This is a genomic window from Salegentibacter sediminis (genome assembly GCF_002078605.1).
GTDB lineage: Bacteria > Bacteroidota > Bacteroidia > Flavobacteriales > Flavobacteriaceae > Salegentibacter > Salegentibacter sediminis.
Genome location: NZ_MSJR01000001.1, coordinates 503,585 through 517,504, shown reverse-complemented (window position 1 = coordinate 517,504; position 13,920 = coordinate 503,585). Strand labels below are relative to the sequence as shown.

The 13,920-nt window shown below is 40.0% G+C and carries 25 protein-coding genes; all 25 read right to left on the bottom strand.

Annotated elements, in window-relative coordinates; genetic code table 11:
• Nucleotide 1: 1 nt before the first annotated feature.
• Complete coding sequence (gene secY / locus BUW93_RS02470) at nt 2-1,339, bottom strand: preprotein translocase subunit SecY (protein ID WP_081208866.1); 1,338 nt, start codon at nt 1,337-1,339, stop codon at nt 2-4.
• An 11-nt stretch (nt 1,340-1,350) separates the two neighbouring features.
• Nucleotides 1,351-1,803 (bottom strand): 50S ribosomal protein L15, encoded by a 453-nt coding sequence (gene rplO, locus BUW93_RS02465; RefSeq protein ID WP_081208864.1) that lies wholly within the window; start codon nt 1,801-1,803, stop codon nt 1,351-1,353.
• Nucleotides 1,804-1,814: 11 nt separating this feature from the next.
• A complete protein-coding gene (gene rpmD, locus BUW93_RS02460; RefSeq protein ID WP_081208862.1) occupies nt 1,815-1,997 on the bottom strand; it encodes a 50S ribosomal protein L30 in 183 nt (60 codons plus the stop codon).
• Between the two features lie 13 nt (nt 1,998-2,010).
• Nucleotides 2,011-2,535 carry a 30S ribosomal protein S5 gene (rpsE, locus tag BUW93_RS02455; protein ID WP_081208860.1) on the bottom strand — a complete coding sequence of 175 codons (525 nt, stop codon included), beginning with the start codon at nt 2,533-2,535 and terminating at the stop codon, nt 2,011-2,013.
• Nucleotides 2,536-2,541: 6 nt separating this feature from the next.
• Nucleotides 2,542-2,895 carry a 50S ribosomal protein L18 gene (gene rplR / locus BUW93_RS02450; RefSeq protein WP_081208857.1) on the bottom strand — a complete coding sequence of 118 codons (354 nt, stop codon included), beginning with the start codon at nt 2,893-2,895 and terminating at the stop codon, nt 2,542-2,544.
• A gap of 12 nt (nt 2,896-2,907) precedes the next feature.
• Nucleotides 2,908-3,450: a 50S ribosomal protein L6 gene (rplF, locus tag BUW93_RS02445; protein ID WP_081208855.1), complete on the bottom strand. Its 543-nt coding sequence runs from the start codon at nt 3,448-3,450 to the stop codon at nt 2,908-2,910.
• A 15-nt stretch (nt 3,451-3,465) separates the two neighbouring features.
• Nucleotides 3,466-3,864, bottom strand: a complete 399-nt coding sequence (gene rpsH, locus BUW93_RS02440) for a 30S ribosomal protein S8 (RefSeq protein ID WP_081208853.1) — start codon at nt 3,862-3,864, stop codon at nt 3,466-3,468.
• A 67-nt stretch (nt 3,865-3,931) separates the two neighbouring features.
• Complete coding sequence (rpsN, locus tag BUW93_RS02435; RefSeq protein WP_081208851.1) at nt 3,932-4,201, bottom strand: 30S ribosomal protein S14; 270 nt, start codon at nt 4,199-4,201, stop codon at nt 3,932-3,934.
• Nucleotides 4,202-4,203: 2 nt separating this feature from the next.
• On the bottom strand, nt 4,204-4,755 hold the full coding sequence (gene rplE, locus BUW93_RS02430) for a 50S ribosomal protein L5 (RefSeq protein ID WP_081208849.1): 552 nt from the start codon (nt 4,753-4,755) through the stop codon (nt 4,204-4,206).
• A 2-nt stretch (nt 4,756-4,757) separates the two neighbouring features.
• The gene (gene rplX, locus BUW93_RS02425; RefSeq protein ID WP_081208847.1) at nt 4,758-5,069 is read right to left on the bottom strand and encodes a 50S ribosomal protein L24; all 312 of its coding nucleotides are present in this window, start codon (nt 5,067-5,069) and stop codon (nt 4,758-4,760) included.
• A gap of 12 nt (nt 5,070-5,081) precedes the next feature.
• Nucleotides 5,082-5,450, bottom strand: a complete 369-nt coding sequence (gene rplN, locus BUW93_RS02420) for a 50S ribosomal protein L14 (RefSeq protein WP_081208845.1) — start codon at nt 5,448-5,450, stop codon at nt 5,082-5,084.
• Nucleotides 5,451-5,452: 2 nt separating this feature from the next.
• On the bottom strand, nt 5,453-5,710 hold the full coding sequence (rpsQ, locus tag BUW93_RS02415) for a 30S ribosomal protein S17 (protein WP_081208843.1): 258 nt from the start codon (nt 5,708-5,710) through the stop codon (nt 5,453-5,455).
• Nucleotides 5,711-5,727: 17 nt separating this feature from the next.
• Nucleotides 5,728-5,919 (bottom strand): 50S ribosomal protein L29, encoded by a 192-nt coding sequence (gene rpmC, locus BUW93_RS02410; protein ID WP_081208841.1) that lies wholly within the window; start codon nt 5,917-5,919, stop codon nt 5,728-5,730.
• A 12-nt stretch (nt 5,920-5,931) separates the two neighbouring features.
• On the bottom strand, nt 5,932-6,351 hold the full coding sequence (rplP, locus tag BUW93_RS02405; RefSeq protein ID WP_081208839.1) for a 50S ribosomal protein L16: 420 nt from the start codon (nt 6,349-6,351) through the stop codon (nt 5,932-5,934).
• Nucleotides 6,352-6,371: 20 nt separating this feature from the next.
• Nucleotides 6,372-7,091, bottom strand: a complete 720-nt coding sequence (gene rpsC / locus BUW93_RS02400; protein WP_081208837.1) for a 30S ribosomal protein S3 — start codon at nt 7,089-7,091, stop codon at nt 6,372-6,374.
• A gap of 8 nt (nt 7,092-7,099) precedes the next feature.
• Entirely contained in the window at nt 7,100-7,507 is a 408-nt protein-coding gene (rplV, locus tag BUW93_RS02395) for a 50S ribosomal protein L22 (RefSeq protein ID WP_081208835.1), read from the bottom strand.
• Nucleotides 7,508-7,515: 8 nt separating this feature from the next.
• On the bottom strand, nt 7,516-7,794 hold the full coding sequence (rpsS, locus tag BUW93_RS02390; RefSeq protein WP_081208833.1) for a 30S ribosomal protein S19: 279 nt from the start codon (nt 7,792-7,794) through the stop codon (nt 7,516-7,518).
• 6 nt (nt 7,795-7,800) lie between these two features.
• Entirely contained in the window at nt 7,801-8,628 is an 828-nt protein-coding gene (gene rplB, locus BUW93_RS02385; protein ID WP_081208831.1) for a 50S ribosomal protein L2, read from the bottom strand.
• A gap of 9 nt (nt 8,629-8,637) precedes the next feature.
• Nucleotides 8,638-8,928: a 50S ribosomal protein L23 gene (rplW, locus tag BUW93_RS02380; protein ID WP_081208829.1), complete on the bottom strand. Its 291-nt coding sequence runs from the start codon at nt 8,926-8,928 to the stop codon at nt 8,638-8,640.
• A 5-nt stretch (nt 8,929-8,933) separates the two neighbouring features.
• A complete protein-coding gene (gene rplD / locus BUW93_RS02375; RefSeq protein ID WP_081208827.1) occupies nt 8,934-9,563 on the bottom strand; it encodes a 50S ribosomal protein L4 in 630 nt (209 codons plus the stop codon).
• Nucleotides 9,563-10,174 (bottom strand): 50S ribosomal protein L3, encoded by a 612-nt coding sequence (gene rplC / locus BUW93_RS02370; protein WP_081208825.1) that lies wholly within the window; start codon nt 10,172-10,174, stop codon nt 9,563-9,565. Before rplC ends, rplD begins: the two co-directional genes overlap by 1 nt.
• Nucleotides 10,175-10,337: 163 nt before the next feature.
• The gene (gene rpsJ, locus BUW93_RS02365; protein ID WP_072318085.1) at nt 10,338-10,643 is read right to left on the bottom strand and encodes a 30S ribosomal protein S10; all 306 of its coding nucleotides are present in this window, start codon (nt 10,641-10,643) and stop codon (nt 10,338-10,340) included.
• Between the two features lie 10 nt (nt 10,644-10,653).
• Entirely contained in the window at nt 10,654-12,762 is a 2,109-nt protein-coding gene (gene fusA / locus BUW93_RS02360; RefSeq protein ID WP_081208823.1) for an elongation factor G, read from the bottom strand.
• Between the two features lie 5 nt (nt 12,763-12,767).
• Complete coding sequence (gene rpsG, locus BUW93_RS02355; RefSeq protein WP_081208821.1) at nt 12,768-13,244, bottom strand: 30S ribosomal protein S7; 477 nt, start codon at nt 13,242-13,244, stop codon at nt 12,768-12,770.
• 23 nt (nt 13,245-13,267) lie between these two features.
• Entirely contained in the window at nt 13,268-13,642 is a 375-nt protein-coding gene (rpsL, locus tag BUW93_RS02350) for a 30S ribosomal protein S12 (RefSeq protein WP_010230128.1), read from the bottom strand.
• Nucleotides 13,643-13,920: the final 278 nt, after the last annotated feature.

Sequence of the window (13,920 nt, the reverse complement as noted above, 5' to 3'; positions counted from 1 at the left end):
ATTAAGCTACTGCTTTTCTGTTTTTACCTGTTTTCATCAATCCGTCATAATGCCTGTTAAGCAAATATGAATTTACCTGCTGCATAGTATCTATCGCAACTCCAACCATAATAAGCAGCGAGGTCCCTCCAAAGAACAATGCCCATCCGGCCTGTATCCCCAATAATGACTGAACTATCGCAGGGAACACTGCAATAATAGCTAGGAATACTGATCCTGGGAGAGTAATTTGAGACATGATTCGGTCTAAAAAGTCAGCGGTTTCGCTACCAGGGCGAATTCCCGGAATAAACCCACCACTGCGTTTAAGATCATCAGCCATTTTATTGGTAGGAACGGTAATCGCGGTATAGAAGTAGGTAAACACAATAATTAAAAGTGCGAACACCACATTATACCAAAATCCGAACATATCACTAAATGCCGCTGTTACTCCCTGTGCAGCTTCAGAATCTGAAAGACCAGCAACTGCCGCAGGAATAAACATAATGGCCTGAGCAAAGATAATAGGCATTACCCCTGAAGCATTAAGCTTAAGCGGAATGTATTGTCTGGACCCAAACACATTTTTCTCATATCCACCGGAAGCAGTTCTTCGGGCATACTGAACCGGGATCTGACGCACAGCCATCACCAGCATTATAGAAGCCAGAATTATCGCAAACCAGATTACTAATTCGATAAGAATCATAATCAACCCACCATTAGACTCAAATACCCTGGAAGCAAATTCCTGAATAAAAGCCTGTGGCAAAGTCGCAATAATACCCACCATAATTAATAATGAAATACCATTACCAATACCCTTATCTGTAATTTTCTCACCTAACCACATAGCAAAAATACATCCTGTGGTAAGGATAATTACCGATGCCGCTACAAAAGTAACAGTATCTCCTAAAAGGAAAGCACTTGATGGCAGGGTAGAAAAAAGGTTATAAATATAACCAGGCCCCTGAACAAGAGTGATAGCTATGGTAAGCCATCTGGTAATCTGATTGATTTTTCTTCTACCGCTTTCGCCTTCTTTTTGCAGTTTTTGCAGATAAGGAATCGCAATTCCCATAAGCTGCACTACAATAGAAGCAGAGATATAAGGCATAATCCCTAAGGCAAAAACCGAGGCATTAGAAAATGCTCCTCCGGTAAAAGCATTAAGGAGGCCTAAAATACCTCCTTCAGTTTGGCTTGACAGGCTTGCGAGCTGTGAGGCATCTATACCTGGCAACACTACCTGTGCTCCAAAACGATATACTAATAATAGACCGAGGGTTACTAAAATTCTGTTTTTTAGCTCCTCGATCTTCCAAATATTCTTAATAGTATTGATGAATTTCATTGGGTTATCTATTATAAAGTAACAACTTCACCTCCGGCAGCTTCAATAGCTTCTTTAGCTGAGGCTGTAAATTTATGAACAGATATTTTCAACTTTGCTTTTAATTCACCTCTTCCTAATATCTTAACAAGTTCGTTTCTTCCGGCAAGGCCGTTTTCAACCAAAACGTCCATATCTACGGTATCCTTAATTCTACCCTCATCAACAAGACGTTGAAGGGTATCTAAATTAATACCTTGATATTCTTTACGATTCCTGTTATTGAAACCAAATTTTGGTACCCGGCGTTGAAGTGGCATTTGACCACCCTCAAAACCTATTTTCTTGGAGTAACCAGAACGCGATTTAGCACCTTTGTGACCACGGGTAGCTGTACCACCCTTTCCAGATCCTTCTCCACGGCCTACGCGCTTGCTGTTACTTTTAACTGAACCCTTTGCAGGTCTTAAGTTATTTAATTCCATGTTTGAACCTCTTATTTTGTTTCCTCTACAGAAACCAGATGTTTAACTTTATTTACCATACCAAGGATGTTTGGCGTATCGTTGTGCTCAACAGTTTGACCCATTTTCTTAAGGCCAAGTGATTCCAATACCAGTTTCTGGTTTTTAGAACGATTGATAGCACTTCTCACTTTTGTAACTCTAATCTTTCCCATCTCTGTCCTTGATTTATCCTTTAAAAACCTTTTCTAACGAAATACCACGTTGTTTAGCTACAGTATCGGCACTACGCAATTGGAGCAATGCATCAAAAGTAGCTTTTACCACGTTATGAGGGTTTGAAGAGCCCTGGTTCTTAGAAAGTACATCATGTACCCCAACCGACTCTAATACGGCACGAATTGCACCACCGGCGATAATCCCGGTACCGTTTGATGCTGGAAGCAACAAAACTCTTGCACCACCGTATTTACCTTTTTGTTCGTGAGGTAAAGTTCCTTTATGCAAAGGAATTCGAACTAAATTCTTTTTAGCATCTTCTACAGCCTTTGAAATAGCGTCGGCAACTTCTTTAGATTTCCCTAAACCTTGCCCAACAACACCATTCTCATCTCCTACTACTACAATAGCAGAAAAACCAAAAGCTCTACCACCTTTTGTAACTTTAGTAACACGCTGTACTCCTACCAAACGATCTTTTAATTCAAGTCCGCCCGGCTTTACATGTTCTACGTTTTTATAATCTTGATACATAATTTTCTAGAATTTTAGGCCTCCTTCGCGAGCACCCTCGGCTAATGATTTAACTCTTCCGTGATATAGATATCCACCCCTGTCAAACGAAATGGTTTCCACACCGGCTTTCTTAGCTTTTTCAGCTAGATTCTTTCCTACAAGCTCTGCTTGTTTGGATTTATCTCCTTCTGCTGAAATATCTTTATCTCTTGAGGAAGCCGCAGCAATGGTTTTTCCTTCTACGTCATCTATAATCTGAGCATAAATTTCTTTATTACTTCTGAATACAGATAATCTTGGTCGGCTTGCAGTACCCGTAATTGATTTACGTACACGCTTCCTGATCTTATTTCTTCTATCTTGTTTTGAAACTGCCATATCTAAACTTTATTAAGCTGATTTACCTGCTTTTCTACGTAATTGCTCTCCAACAAACTTAATACCTTTACCTTTATAAGGTTCTGGTGCTCTAAAGCTTCGTATTTTAGCGGCAACCTGGCCCACAAGTTGTTTATCGTAAGAAGTTAGTTTCACTATAGGGTTTTTACCTTTATCTGAAACTGTTTCCACTTTAACTTCGGGAGCCAAATCTATTACAATATTATGAGAGTACCCAACGGCGATATCTAATTTTTGCCCCTGGTTGCTAGCGCGGTATCCTACCCCTACCAACTCCAGAGTTTTAGTATAACCATTCGAAACACCTTCAATCATATTGTCTACCAAAGCGCGGTAAAGACCATGCTTGGCTTTTTGTTCACTTTTTTCTGAAGAACGTTCAAAAGTAATCACGCCATCTTCGATTTTCACATCGATGCCTTTAATCTCCTGTTTAAGTTCTCCAAGTTTTCCTTTTACCGTAACAAATCCATCTTTGTAATCTACTGTTACACCTTCAGGAATTGTAATTGGGCTTTTACCTATTCTTGACATTTCTTTAGTCTTTTATTAGTAAACGTAACACAATACTTCACCACCAACTTTTTCGGCTTTAGCCTGCTTACCGGTCATCACCCCATGAGAGGTAGAAACGATAGCAATCCCCAATCCGTTAAGGATACGCGGAAGTTCATTGGCGCCGGCATACTTACGTAAACCAGGTTTACTTATTCTCTGGATTTCTTTAATTACAGGTTCTTTGGTGATCTTATCATACTTAAGGGCTATTTTAATCACGCCCTGAGCGGTAGAATCATCGAACTTGTAACTTAGGATATAACCCTGATCGAATAATATTTTAGTGATTTCTTTCTTAAGATTAGAAGCCGGGATCTCCACCACTCTGTGGTTAGCTGCAACGGCGTTTCTAATTCTTGTTAAATAATCTGCAATAGGATCTGTATTCATCTATTCTAATTTGCGGCTGTGGTTTTCATTCCTGGAAACAGGATGAACCTTCAACCAATTTATAATTTTACCAACTAGCTTTTCTTACCCCAGGAATAAGACCTTTATTGGCCATTTCCCTGAACATTACTCGCGATAGTCCAAATTGTCTCATGTACCCTTTAGGTCTTCCTGTTAGCTTACAACGGTTGTGCAAACGTACTGGAGAAGCGTTTTTAGGTAATTTCTGCAATGCTTCGTAATCTCCGGCTTCTTTAAGTGCCTGACGTTTCTCAGCATATTTCTTTACCATTTCCTGCCTCTTTACCTCACGGGCTTTCATTGATTCTTTAGCCATAATTAATTCTTTTTAAAGGGTAATCCCAGTTCGGTTAACAATGATTTTGCTTCCTTATCGGTTTTTGCTGTAGTAACAAAAGTGATATCCATCCCTGCAATGCGGTTCACCCGGTCAATATCAATTTCCGGAAAAATGATTTGTTCGGTAATCCCCAGGTTGTAATTTCCTCTTCCATCAAAACCGTTGGCTTTAATTCCGTTGAAATCACGAACTCGTGGCAATGCAGAAGTTATAAGTCTGTCTAAGAATTCATACATTCTATAGCCTCGTAAAGTTACTTTAGCGCCAATTGGCATCCCCTTACGAAGTTTGAACGAAGCAACATCCTTTTTAGAAATGGTCTGTATCGCTTTTTGACCAGAGATAGCAGAAAGCTCTTCTACTGCATGATCAACAAGTTTTTTATCGGCAACAGCTGCACCAACTCCACGGCTAATAACTATCTTTTCAAGTTTTGGAATCTCCATTACATTGGAGTAGCTGAATTCTTCTTTAAGCGCAGATTTAATTCTGTCATTAAATTCTGCTTTAAGTCTTGGTACGTATGCCATAACTAAATTACTTCATTAGATTTTTTAGAAAATCTCACTTTCTTTCCATCCTCTTCTCTATAACCAACTCTGGTTGTTTCACCATTCTTGTCTATTAGAGACAGGTTGGAAATATGGATAGGAGCTTCTTTTTTTACAATTCCACCTTGTGGGTTAGCAGCGCTTGGCTTCTCGTGTTTAGAGATAGTATTCACCCCTTCCACAATGGCTTTATTCTTATCAATCAATACCTTTTGAACTTTACCTTCCTGACCTTTGTGATCTCCGGCGATTACTCTTACGGTATCTCCTGTTTTTATCTTAAGCTTTCTCATTTTTTTAATGTATTAAAGCACTTCTGGTGCCAATGATACAATTTTCATGAATTGCTTATCACGAAGTTCTCTCGCCACCGGGCCAAATACACGGGTACCGCGCATCTCTCCGGTTGGGTTTAACAATACACAAGCATTATCATCAAAACGGATATAAGATCCATCTGGCCTGCGCACTTCTTTCCTGGTACGAACAACTACTGCTGTTGAAACTGCACCCTTTTTAATGTTTCCGTTAGGTGTAGCTTCTTTTACGCTGACAACTATTTTGTCTCCAACAGAAGCGTATCTTTTCTTTGTACCTCCTAATACACGAATAGCTAACACTTCTTTAGCTCCGGTATTGTCTGCTACTTTTAGTCTAGACTCTTGTTGTACCATAATTACTTCGCTCTTTCAATTATTTCTACTAATCTCCAACATTTAGATTTACTCAAAGGTCTTGTTTCCATGATCCTTACAGTATCTCCTTCGTTGCAGTCGTTTTGCTCGTCGTGCGCTACGTATTTTTTCGTTTTTAAAACGAATTTTCCATACATAGGGTGTTTTACTTTCTTAACCTCAGAAACCACGATTGATTTCTGCATTTTATTACTGGTAACAACACCTATACGCTCTTTTCTTAAATTTCTTTTTTCCATGTTCAGCAGAATAACACTTATTGTTGTTCTCTTTTAGTTAACTCTGTAGCAAGTCTCGCTATATCTCTTCTTACAGCTCTAAGCTGGATTGGGTTCTCTAATGGCGAAACTGCGTGAGCCATTTTTAAATCTGAATATGCTTTTCTAGACTTATCAAGCTCCTCTTGTAATTCTGCCACAGAAAATTCTTTTACTTCTGATTGTTTCATAACATTTAAATATTAAGCCTGATAATCTCTAGCTACAATAAACTTAGTTTTCACAGGAAGTTTTTGTGCAGCAAGACGAAGGGCTTCTTTAGCCACGTCCATTGGCACCCCACCAATTTCAAATAGGATTCTTCCTGGTTTTACAACAGCTGCCCAGTATTCAACGGCACCTTTACCTTTACCCATACGTACCTCAAGAGGCTTCTTGGTGATAGGCTTATCTGGAAATATCTTGATCCAAAGCGAACCTTCCCTTTTCATATAACGAGTAGCAGCAATACGCGCTGCCTCGATTTGACGGGCGGTTACAAAACTAGAGTCCATAGACTTTATTCCGAAGGTACCATTAGAAAGTCGATGCCCTCTTTGAGACATCCCCTTCATACGGCCTTTCTGTTGCTTACGGTATTTTGTTCTTTTAGGTTGTAACATTTTTTCTTTACTTTAAAAAATTACTTTCTACGACGTGATTTGTTACCACCTCGACCGGCTCCAGGCTTCCCACCTTGCTTTTTGGCCAGGCCAACTAGCGGGGAAAGTTCTCTTTTACCGTACACTTCGCCTTTCATGATCCATACTTTAACTCCCAGTCTACCATAAGTAGTGTGAGCTTCAATTAAAGCATAATCAATATCGGCCCTAAAAGTAGACAATGGAATTCTTCCATCTTTGTATGATTCTGAACGTGCCATTTCAGCACCGTTTAAACGACCGGAGATCTCAATTTTAATCCCTTCAGCGTTCATTCTCATAGCAGCCGCGATAGCCATTTTTATTGCACGACGGTAAGAGATACGATTCTCGATTTGTCTTGCAACACTTGATGCCACTAAATGAGCGTCAAGTTCTGGCCTCTTAATCTCAAAGATGTTAATCTGAACTTCCTTGTCTGTGATCTTTTTTAGCTCTTCTTTAAGCTTGTCTACCTCCTGGCCACCTTTTCCGATAATGATACCGGGTCTGGCAGTGGTGATAGTAACGGTTACAAGCTTAAGGGTACGCTCAATAATTACCCTGGATACACTCGCTTTAGAGAGACGAGCATGGATATATTTTCTAATCTTATCGTCTTCGGCTAACTTGTCGCCGTAGTCATTTCCTCCATACCAGTTGGACTCCCATCCTCTGATAATACCAAGGCGATTCCCGATTGGATTTGTCTTTTGTCCCATACTCTTACTTAGCTTTGTGTATTATTGTTTTCTCCAAGCACCAAAGTAACGTGGTTGGATCTTTTTCTAATTCGGTGTGCACGACCCTGTGGTGCCGGACGCAGCCTCTTAAGCATTGCGCCGCCATCTACACGAATCTCTTTCACAAATAATTCAGCATCTTCGATACTTGCCTCTTCGTTTTTAGCTTGCCAATTGGCAATAGCAGAAAGCAAAAGCTTTTCTAAACGGTTTGACGCCTCTTTCTGGCTGAATTTTAAAATATGAAGCGCATTTTCTACTTTCTCACCTCTTACAAGATCCGCAACAAGACGCATCTTTCTGGGGGAAGTAGGGCAGTTATTCAACTTTGCAAATGCCACCTGCTTGTTGGCTTCTTTTATTTGCTCTGCTCTTTCTCTTTTACGAACTCCCATAGCTTCAATTATTTTTTACCTTTATTTTTCGCACCTGCATGCCCTCTAAAAGAACGTGTTGGTGAAAATTCTCCTAATTTATGACCTACCATGTTCTCGGTTACATACACAGGAACAAATTGTTTCCCGTTATGAACCGCGATGGTTTGCCCAACAAAATCTGGAGTAATCATCGATGCACGAGACCAGGTTTTGATCACGGCTTTCTTTCCAGACTCAACATTTTGAGCAACCTTCTTATCTAACTTATAGTGAACGTAAGGTCCTTTTTTTAATGAACGTGCCATATCTTATTATTTCTTTCTACGTTCTACAATATATTTATTACTCGCTTTTGTTCTTGAACGGGTTTTGAAACCTTTTGCAGGTAAACCTTTTCTTGAACGTGGGTGACCACCTGAAGCTCTACCTTCACCACCACCCATTGGGTGATCTACTGGGTTCATCACAACTGGTCTTGTTCTTGGTCTTCTACCCAACCAACGTTTTCTACCAGCCTTACCAGAGATCTGCAACTGGTGATCACTGTTTGAAACAGCACCAATAGTCGCCATACAAGTAGAAAGCACTCTTCTTATCTCTCCTGAAGGAAGTTTGATGGTTGCGTATTTACCTTCTCTCGCAAGAAGTTGGGCAAAAGCTCCAGCACTTCTTGCCATAACAGCACCCTGTCCGGCTCTAAGTTCGATACAGGAAACAATAGTACCAAGAGGAATAAAACTTAAAGGCATTGCATTTCCAATTTCTGGAGCCGCAGCCTCATTGCTTGATACCAGGTTCTGTCCTACCTGAAGACCGTTCTGAGCAATAATATACCTTTTCTCGCCATCCTGATAATTCAATAATGCGATAAAGGCCGTTCTGTTTGGATCGTATTCTATACTGGCAACAGTAGCAGGAATCCCCTGCTTGTCACGTTTAAAATCGATAACTCTGTAACGTCTTTTATGACCACCACCTTTATAGCGCATGGTCATTTTTCCCTGACTGTTTCTTCCACCCGACTTTTTGATCGGAGCCAAAAGGCTTTTTTCCGGCTTGTCAGTAGTAATGGCGTCAAACCCATTTACTACTCTAAAACGCTGTCCAGGTGTGATTGGTTTTAATTTTCTAACTGACATTTTTTAATCTTAAAGATTACTATACAAATCAATAGTTTCACCTTCCGTCACCTGTACCAATGCTTTTTTGAAAGCGCTGGTTTTACCAGTGATCATTCCAGATTTAGTATATCTGGTTTTGCGATCTGGACGGACATTTATAGTACGAACTTTTTCAACTGAAACTCCGTATGCAGCTTCTACCGCATTCTTGATTTCAATCTTATTCGCCTTATTGTTTACCACAAAAGCATAACGATTATTAAGCTCGCTATCTGCTGTGGCTTTTTCCGTAATAATGGGTTTTATTAAGATATTCATAAGGCTTATTTACTTAAATTCGACTCGATTCCTTCTAAAGACCCCTCAAGGAACACGATATTCTTCGCGTTCAATATTTTGTAAGTACTTAATTCTGAACTACTTACAACCTCAGAGCCCTTCAAATTACGTGACGACAAATATACGTTTTTATTTGACTCGCCCAATACTATCAGGGATTTTTTGTCCTGAATACCAAGGGCTTTCAAAAAGTCGATGTAATTTTTCGTCTTTGGTGCATCAAAAGAAAAATCTTCTACGACGGTAATCGCATTTCCTTGCGCCTTAATTGTCAAAGCCGATTTTCTGGCAAGACGCTTAAGGTTTTTGTTCAATTTGAAACCGTAGTTTCTTGGTCTTGGACCAAAAACACGTCCACCACCTTTAAAGATAGGAGACTTGATGCTACCTGCACGAGCCGTACCGGTACCTTTTTGTTTCTTGATCTTACGCGTAGAACCAGTGATCTCTGCACGTTCCTTAGCTTTATGCGTTCCCTGACGTTGATTAGCCAGGTATTGTTTTACATCAAGATAAACAGCATGTTCGTTAGGCTCTATTGCGAAAACAGAATCAGAAAGCTGCGCTTTTCTGCCTGTTTCTTTTCCTTTTATATCTAAAACTGCTACTTCCATTACTTGCTAATGATTACATATGAGTTTTTGTGACCAGGCACAGCACCTTTCACTACGAGAAGGTTCTTATCTGTAACCACTTTTAAAACTCTTAGGTTTTCTACTTTCACTTTATCTCCACCCATTCTACCGGCCATCTTCATTCCTTTGAAAACTCTCGCAGGATAAGATGCAGCACCAATAGAACCTGGAGCTCTTAAACGGTTATGCTGTCCGTGAGTCGCTTGACCCACACCACCAAAGCCGTGTCTTTTTACCACACCCTGGAAACCTTTACCTTTAGAAGTACCGGAAACATCTACGAATTCCCCTTCTTTAAAGTGTTCCACGGTGATAGCATCACCTAATTTAAAATCTCCTTCAAATCCCTGGAATTCCACGACTTTACGCTTTGCAGCGCTTCCCGCTTTCTTGGCATGCCCTTCGGCAGCTTTGTTGGCAGTCTTTTTGTCATCGAAACCAAGTTGAAGTGCTTCATACCCGTCAACCTCTTTGGTTCTGACTTGGGTAATTACGCATGGACCGGCTTCAATCACGGTACAAGGGATGTTCTTCCCGTTCTCGTCGAAAATACTGGTCATGCCTATTTTTTTTCCTATTAACCCAGACATAATTAATTTTTGATTATTACTTATTTATTTAAAAAAAATTCAGGGCAGAAAAATACTTTCGCCCTGAATGTATCTTTCTTCCGTTTTTCCCTCGCCAACTGCTCAGGACATGTAAAACCTACCGAAGTAAGTTTAATAGATCCCCGCATTCGCGGGGATAGACTTACACCTTAATCTCTACTTCAACCCCACTTGGTAATTCAAGCTTCATCAACGCATCGATCGTTTTTGAAGAAGAACTGTAGATATCAAGAAGTCTCTTATAAGAGCTAAGCTGAAATTGCTCTCTTGATTTCTTGTTTACGTGAGGAGAACGTAAAACTGTAAAAAGTTTTTTATGCGTAGGCAAAGGAATTGGTCCTGTTACCACTGCACCCGTAGTTTTTACGGTTTTTACGATCTTTTCAGCTGACTTGTCAACCAGGTTATGATCGTAGGATTTTAGTTTTATTCTAATTTTTTGACTCATTTTCCTAAGATTATTCGTTTGTACCCTTTGCTGCCTTAATCACTTCTTCAGAAACATTTGAAGGAGTTTCAGCATAATGAGAGAATTCCATAGTTGATGTTGCTCTACCTGAAGAAAGCGTTCTAAGCGTGGTTACATAACCAAACATTTCAGAAAGCGGTACTTCAGCTTTTACAACTTTAGCTCCAGATCTATCAGACATATTGTTTACCTGACCTCTTCTTCTGTTAAGGTCACCTACAATATCTCCCATGTTTTCTTCCGGAGTAACAACTTCAACTTTCATAATTGGCTCAAGGATTACAGAACCGGCTTTTTTAGCAGCTTCTTTATATCCTAATTTAGCAGCAAGTTCGAAAGATAACTGGTCGGAATCCACAGGGTGGAAAGATCCGTCTTTAAGAGTAACCTTAAGACTATCCATAGTAAAGCCAGCTAAAGGACCATTTTTCATAGCCTCTTTAAATCCTTTTTCTACAGAAGGAACAAATTCTTTAGGAATACGTCCACCCTTAATTTCATCTACGAATTGAAGGCCTTCCCCTTCAAAATCTTCATCTGCTGGCCCTAAAGTGAACACGATATCGGCAAATTTACCTCTACCACCTGTTTGCTTCTTATAAACCTCACGGTGATCGGCAGTTCTGGTAACAGCTTCTTTGTACTCAACCTGAGGCTGACCTACATTAACTTCTACTTTGAACTCACGACGCATACGGTCTATAATAATATCCAGGTGAAGCTCACCCATACCAGAAATTATTGTCTGGCCTGAAGCTTCATCGGTACGCACAGTAAATGTAGGATCTTCTTCTGCAAGTTTACCAAGTGCCATTCCCATTTTCTCAACATCAGCCTTAGTCTTTGGCTCCACAGCAATACCGATAACGGGGGCCGGGAAAGACATTGATTCAAGTACAATTGGGTGCTTCTCATCGGTAAGTGTATCTCCGGTTTTAATATCTTTAAAACCAACAGCAGCTCCAATATCTCCAGCCTCAATTTTATCAATAGGTTCCTGCTTATTCGAATGCATCTGATAGATACGAGAGATACGTTCTTTTTTACCTGAACGGTTATTCAAAACATAAGATCCGGCATCAAGAGAACCAGAATATACTCTAAAGAAAGCTAAACGCCCTACGAAAGGATCGGTAGCAATTTTAAATGCAAGAGCAGAGAATGGTGAGTCAACGTGTGGCTTACGGCTCTCCTCTTCATTAGTTTCAGGATTAACCCCTACAATAGCTTCAACGTCTACCGGAGAAGGAAGATATCTCATTACTGCATCAAGCATTGCCTGAACTCCTTTATTTTTAAAGGCAGAACCACACATCATAGGTATGATAGACATATCTATGGTTGCAGCTCTAAGCGCAGCAATAATTTCATCTTCAGTAATTGAATTCTCATCTTCAAAGAACTTTTCCATCAATGCTTCATCATACTCGGCTACAGCTTCTACAAGCTCTGTACGGTATTTATTCACATCTTCCATAAGTTCCTCAGGAATATCTATGGTTTCATAGGTCATCCCGTGATCTTCATCATTCCAGATTACGGCAGTTTTAGAAATAAGGTCTACCACCCCTTTAAAATCAGCTTCTTCTCCAATTGGAACCTGAAGCGGTACAGGGTTCCCCCCTAACATTTCTCTAACCTGCTTACACACATTAAAGAAATCGGCTCCCTGACGGTCCATTTTATTAACGAATCCTAAACGAGGAACCTTATATTTATCTGCCTGTCTCCACACTGTTTCACTCTGAGGCTCAACCCCATCCACAGCACTAAACAAAGCAACAACCCCATCAAGCACACGTAAAGAACGCTCTACCTCTACGGTAAAGTCAACGTGACCCGGGGTATCAATTATATTCACAGTAAACTCCTGATCACGGTACATCCATTTACAGTGAGTTGCAGCAGAAGTAATGGTAATACCTCTTTCCTGCTCCTGTTCCATCCAGTCCATTGTTGCAGCACCATCGTGAACCTCCCCAATCTTATGGCTTATCCCTGTATAATAAAGGATACGCTCTGTAGTGGTGGTTTTTCCGGCGTCAATATGCGCTGCAATTCCTATATTTCTTGTAAATTTTAAATCTCTTTGTGCCATTTTTCTTAGAATCTAAAGTGAGAGAATGCTTTATTAGCTTCAGCCATCTTATGAGTGTCTACTCTTTTCTTCACAGCAGCACCTTCTTCTTTAGCAGCAGCAAGAACTTCTGCAGCTAATTTCTGAGCCATAGCCTTTTCGTTTCTCTTACGAGAGAAGCTAATCAACCACTTCATTGCAGTTGAAACTTTACGATCTGGCCTGATTTGCATTGGAATTTGAAAGGTAGCTCCACCCACACGCCTACTTCTCACTTCTACGTGAGGCATTACGTTAGATAAAGCATCTTTCCATACTTCTAAAGCGGTTTTCTCTTCGTCTTGTTTTTTCTCTTCCACAATATCCATTGCATCGTAGAAAATTTTAAAGGCCACCGATTTTTTACCGTCCCACATCATCATGTTCACAAAACGTGTAACAAGTTGATCATTAAATTTTGGATCCGGTAAAAGAGGTCTCTTTTTCGCCTGTCTTTTTCTCATTTCTTTACATTAAAAGTTTTTAATTACTTCTTAGGGCGTTTTGCACCGTATTTAGACCTGCGCTGAGTTCTACCCTCAACACCAGCTGTATCCAAAGCTCCACGAACAATGTGATACCTAACACCTGGCAAATCTTTAACCCTTCCGCCTCTAACCAATACTATCGAGTGCTCCTGCAAATTGTGTCCTTCCCCCGGAATATAAGCGTTAACTTCTTTTCCGTTAGTCAACCTTACCCTGGCTACTTTACGCATAGCCGAATTAGGTTTCTTAGGAGTGGTAGTATACACACGGGTACACACACCTCTTCTTTGAGGACACGAATCCAAAGCAGCCGATTTACTCTTCTTGGTAATCTTGGCTCTTCCTTTTCGTACTAATTGTGAAATTGTTGGCATAATTTCTTTTACCTAATTAATTTTTAAATTACTCCCTATTTTTTAGGGTTTGCAAATGTAGAAATAAAAACCAAGTTTTCAAATCCATAATCAATTAATTTTCAAGCGGCTCGGCAAGTTGATAAAAAACCCAGAAAACTTCCCTTGAATTCATCATATATAATAGGAGTGAAAAAAAGATGAAATCGGGTTTTTAACATAAATTCAATAAAAACATGCCTTTGCTTCAAAATCTGAGAAGTTCTGGCAAAAACATTAACACCTCCTCAAAAACCCTC

Excerpts from the sequence above, each read along its gene's own strand:
- secY (WP_081208866.1), bottom strand. The coding sequence starts at position 1,339 with ATGAAATTCATCAATACTATTAAGAATATTTGGAAGATCGAGGAGCTA.
- rplO (WP_081208864.1), bottom strand. The coding sequence starts at position 1,803 with ATGGAATTAAATAACTTAAGACCTGCAAAGGGTTCAGTTAAAAGTAAC.
- rpmD (WP_081208862.1), bottom strand. The coding sequence starts at position 1,997 with ATGGGAAAGATTAGAGTTACAAAAGTGAGAAGTGCTATCAATCGTTCT.
- rpsE (WP_081208860.1), bottom strand. The coding sequence starts at position 2,535 with ATGTATCAAGATTATAAAAACGTAGAACATGTAAAGCCGGGCGGACTT.
- rplR (WP_081208857.1), bottom strand. The coding sequence starts at position 2,895 with ATGGCAGTTTCAAAACAAGATAGAAGAAATAAGATCAGGAAGCGTGTA.
- rplF (WP_081208855.1), bottom strand. The coding sequence starts at position 3,450 with ATGTCAAGAATAGGTAAAAGCCCAATTACAATTCCTGAAGGTGTAACA.
- rpsH (WP_081208853.1), bottom strand. The coding sequence starts at position 3,864 with ATGAATACAGATCCTATTGCAGATTATTTAACAAGAATTAGAAACGCC.
- rpsN (WP_081208851.1), bottom strand. The coding sequence starts at position 4,201 with ATGGCTAAAGAATCAATGAAAGCCCGTGAGGTAAAGAGGCAGGAAATG.
- rplE (WP_081208849.1), bottom strand. The coding sequence starts at position 4,755 with ATGGCATACGTACCAAGACTTAAAGCAGAATTTAATGACAGAATTAAA.
- rplX (WP_081208847.1), bottom strand. The coding sequence starts at position 5,069 with ATGAGAAAGCTTAAGATAAAAACAGGAGATACCGTAAGAGTAATCGCC.
- rplN (WP_081208845.1), bottom strand. The coding sequence starts at position 5,450 with ATGGTACAACAAGAGTCTAGACTAAAAGTAGCAGACAATACCGGAGCT.
- rpsQ (WP_081208843.1), bottom strand. The coding sequence starts at position 5,710 with ATGGAAAAAAGAAATTTAAGAAAAGAGCGTATAGGTGTTGTTACCAGT.
- rpmC (WP_081208841.1), bottom strand. The coding sequence starts at position 5,919 with ATGAAACAATCAGAAGTAAAAGAATTTTCTGTGGCAGAATTACAAGAG.
- rplP (WP_081208839.1), bottom strand. The coding sequence starts at position 6,351 with ATGTTACAACCTAAAAGAACAAAATACCGTAAGCAACAGAAAGGCCGT.
- rpsC (WP_081208837.1), bottom strand. The coding sequence starts at position 7,091 with ATGGGACAAAAGACAAATCCAATCGGGAATCGCCTTGGTATTATCAGA.
- rplV (WP_081208835.1), bottom strand. The coding sequence starts at position 7,507 with ATGGGAGTTCGTAAAAGAGAAAGAGCAGAGCAAATAAAAGAAGCCAAC.
- rpsS (WP_081208833.1), bottom strand. The coding sequence starts at position 7,794 with ATGGCACGTTCATTAAAAAAAGGACCTTACGTTCACTATAAGTTAGAT.
- rplB (WP_081208831.1), bottom strand. The coding sequence starts at position 8,628 with ATGTCAGTTAGAAAATTAAAACCAATCACACCTGGACAGCGTTTTAGA.
- rplW (WP_081208829.1), bottom strand. The coding sequence starts at position 8,928 with ATGAATATCTTAATAAAACCCATTATTACGGAAAAAGCCACAGCAGAT.
- rplD (WP_081208827.1), bottom strand. The coding sequence starts at position 9,563 with ATGGAAGTAGCAGTTTTAGATATAAAAGGAAAAGAAACAGGCAGAAAA.
- rplC (WP_081208825.1), bottom strand. The coding sequence starts at position 10,174 with ATGTCTGGGTTAATAGGAAAAAAAATAGGCATGACCAGTATTTTCGAC.
- rpsJ (WP_072318085.1), bottom strand. The coding sequence starts at position 10,643 with ATGAGTCAAAAAATTAGAATAAAACTAAAATCCTACGATCATAACCTG.
- fusA (WP_081208823.1), bottom strand. The coding sequence starts at position 12,762 with ATGGCACAAAGAGATTTAAAATTTACAAGAAATATAGGAATTGCAGCG.
- rpsG (WP_081208821.1), bottom strand. The coding sequence starts at position 13,244 with ATGAGAAAAAGACAGGCGAAAAAGAGACCTCTTTTACCGGATCCAAAA.
- rpsL (WP_010230128.1), bottom strand. The coding sequence starts at position 13,642 with ATGCCAACAATTTCACAATTAGTACGAAAAGGAAGAGCCAAGATTACC.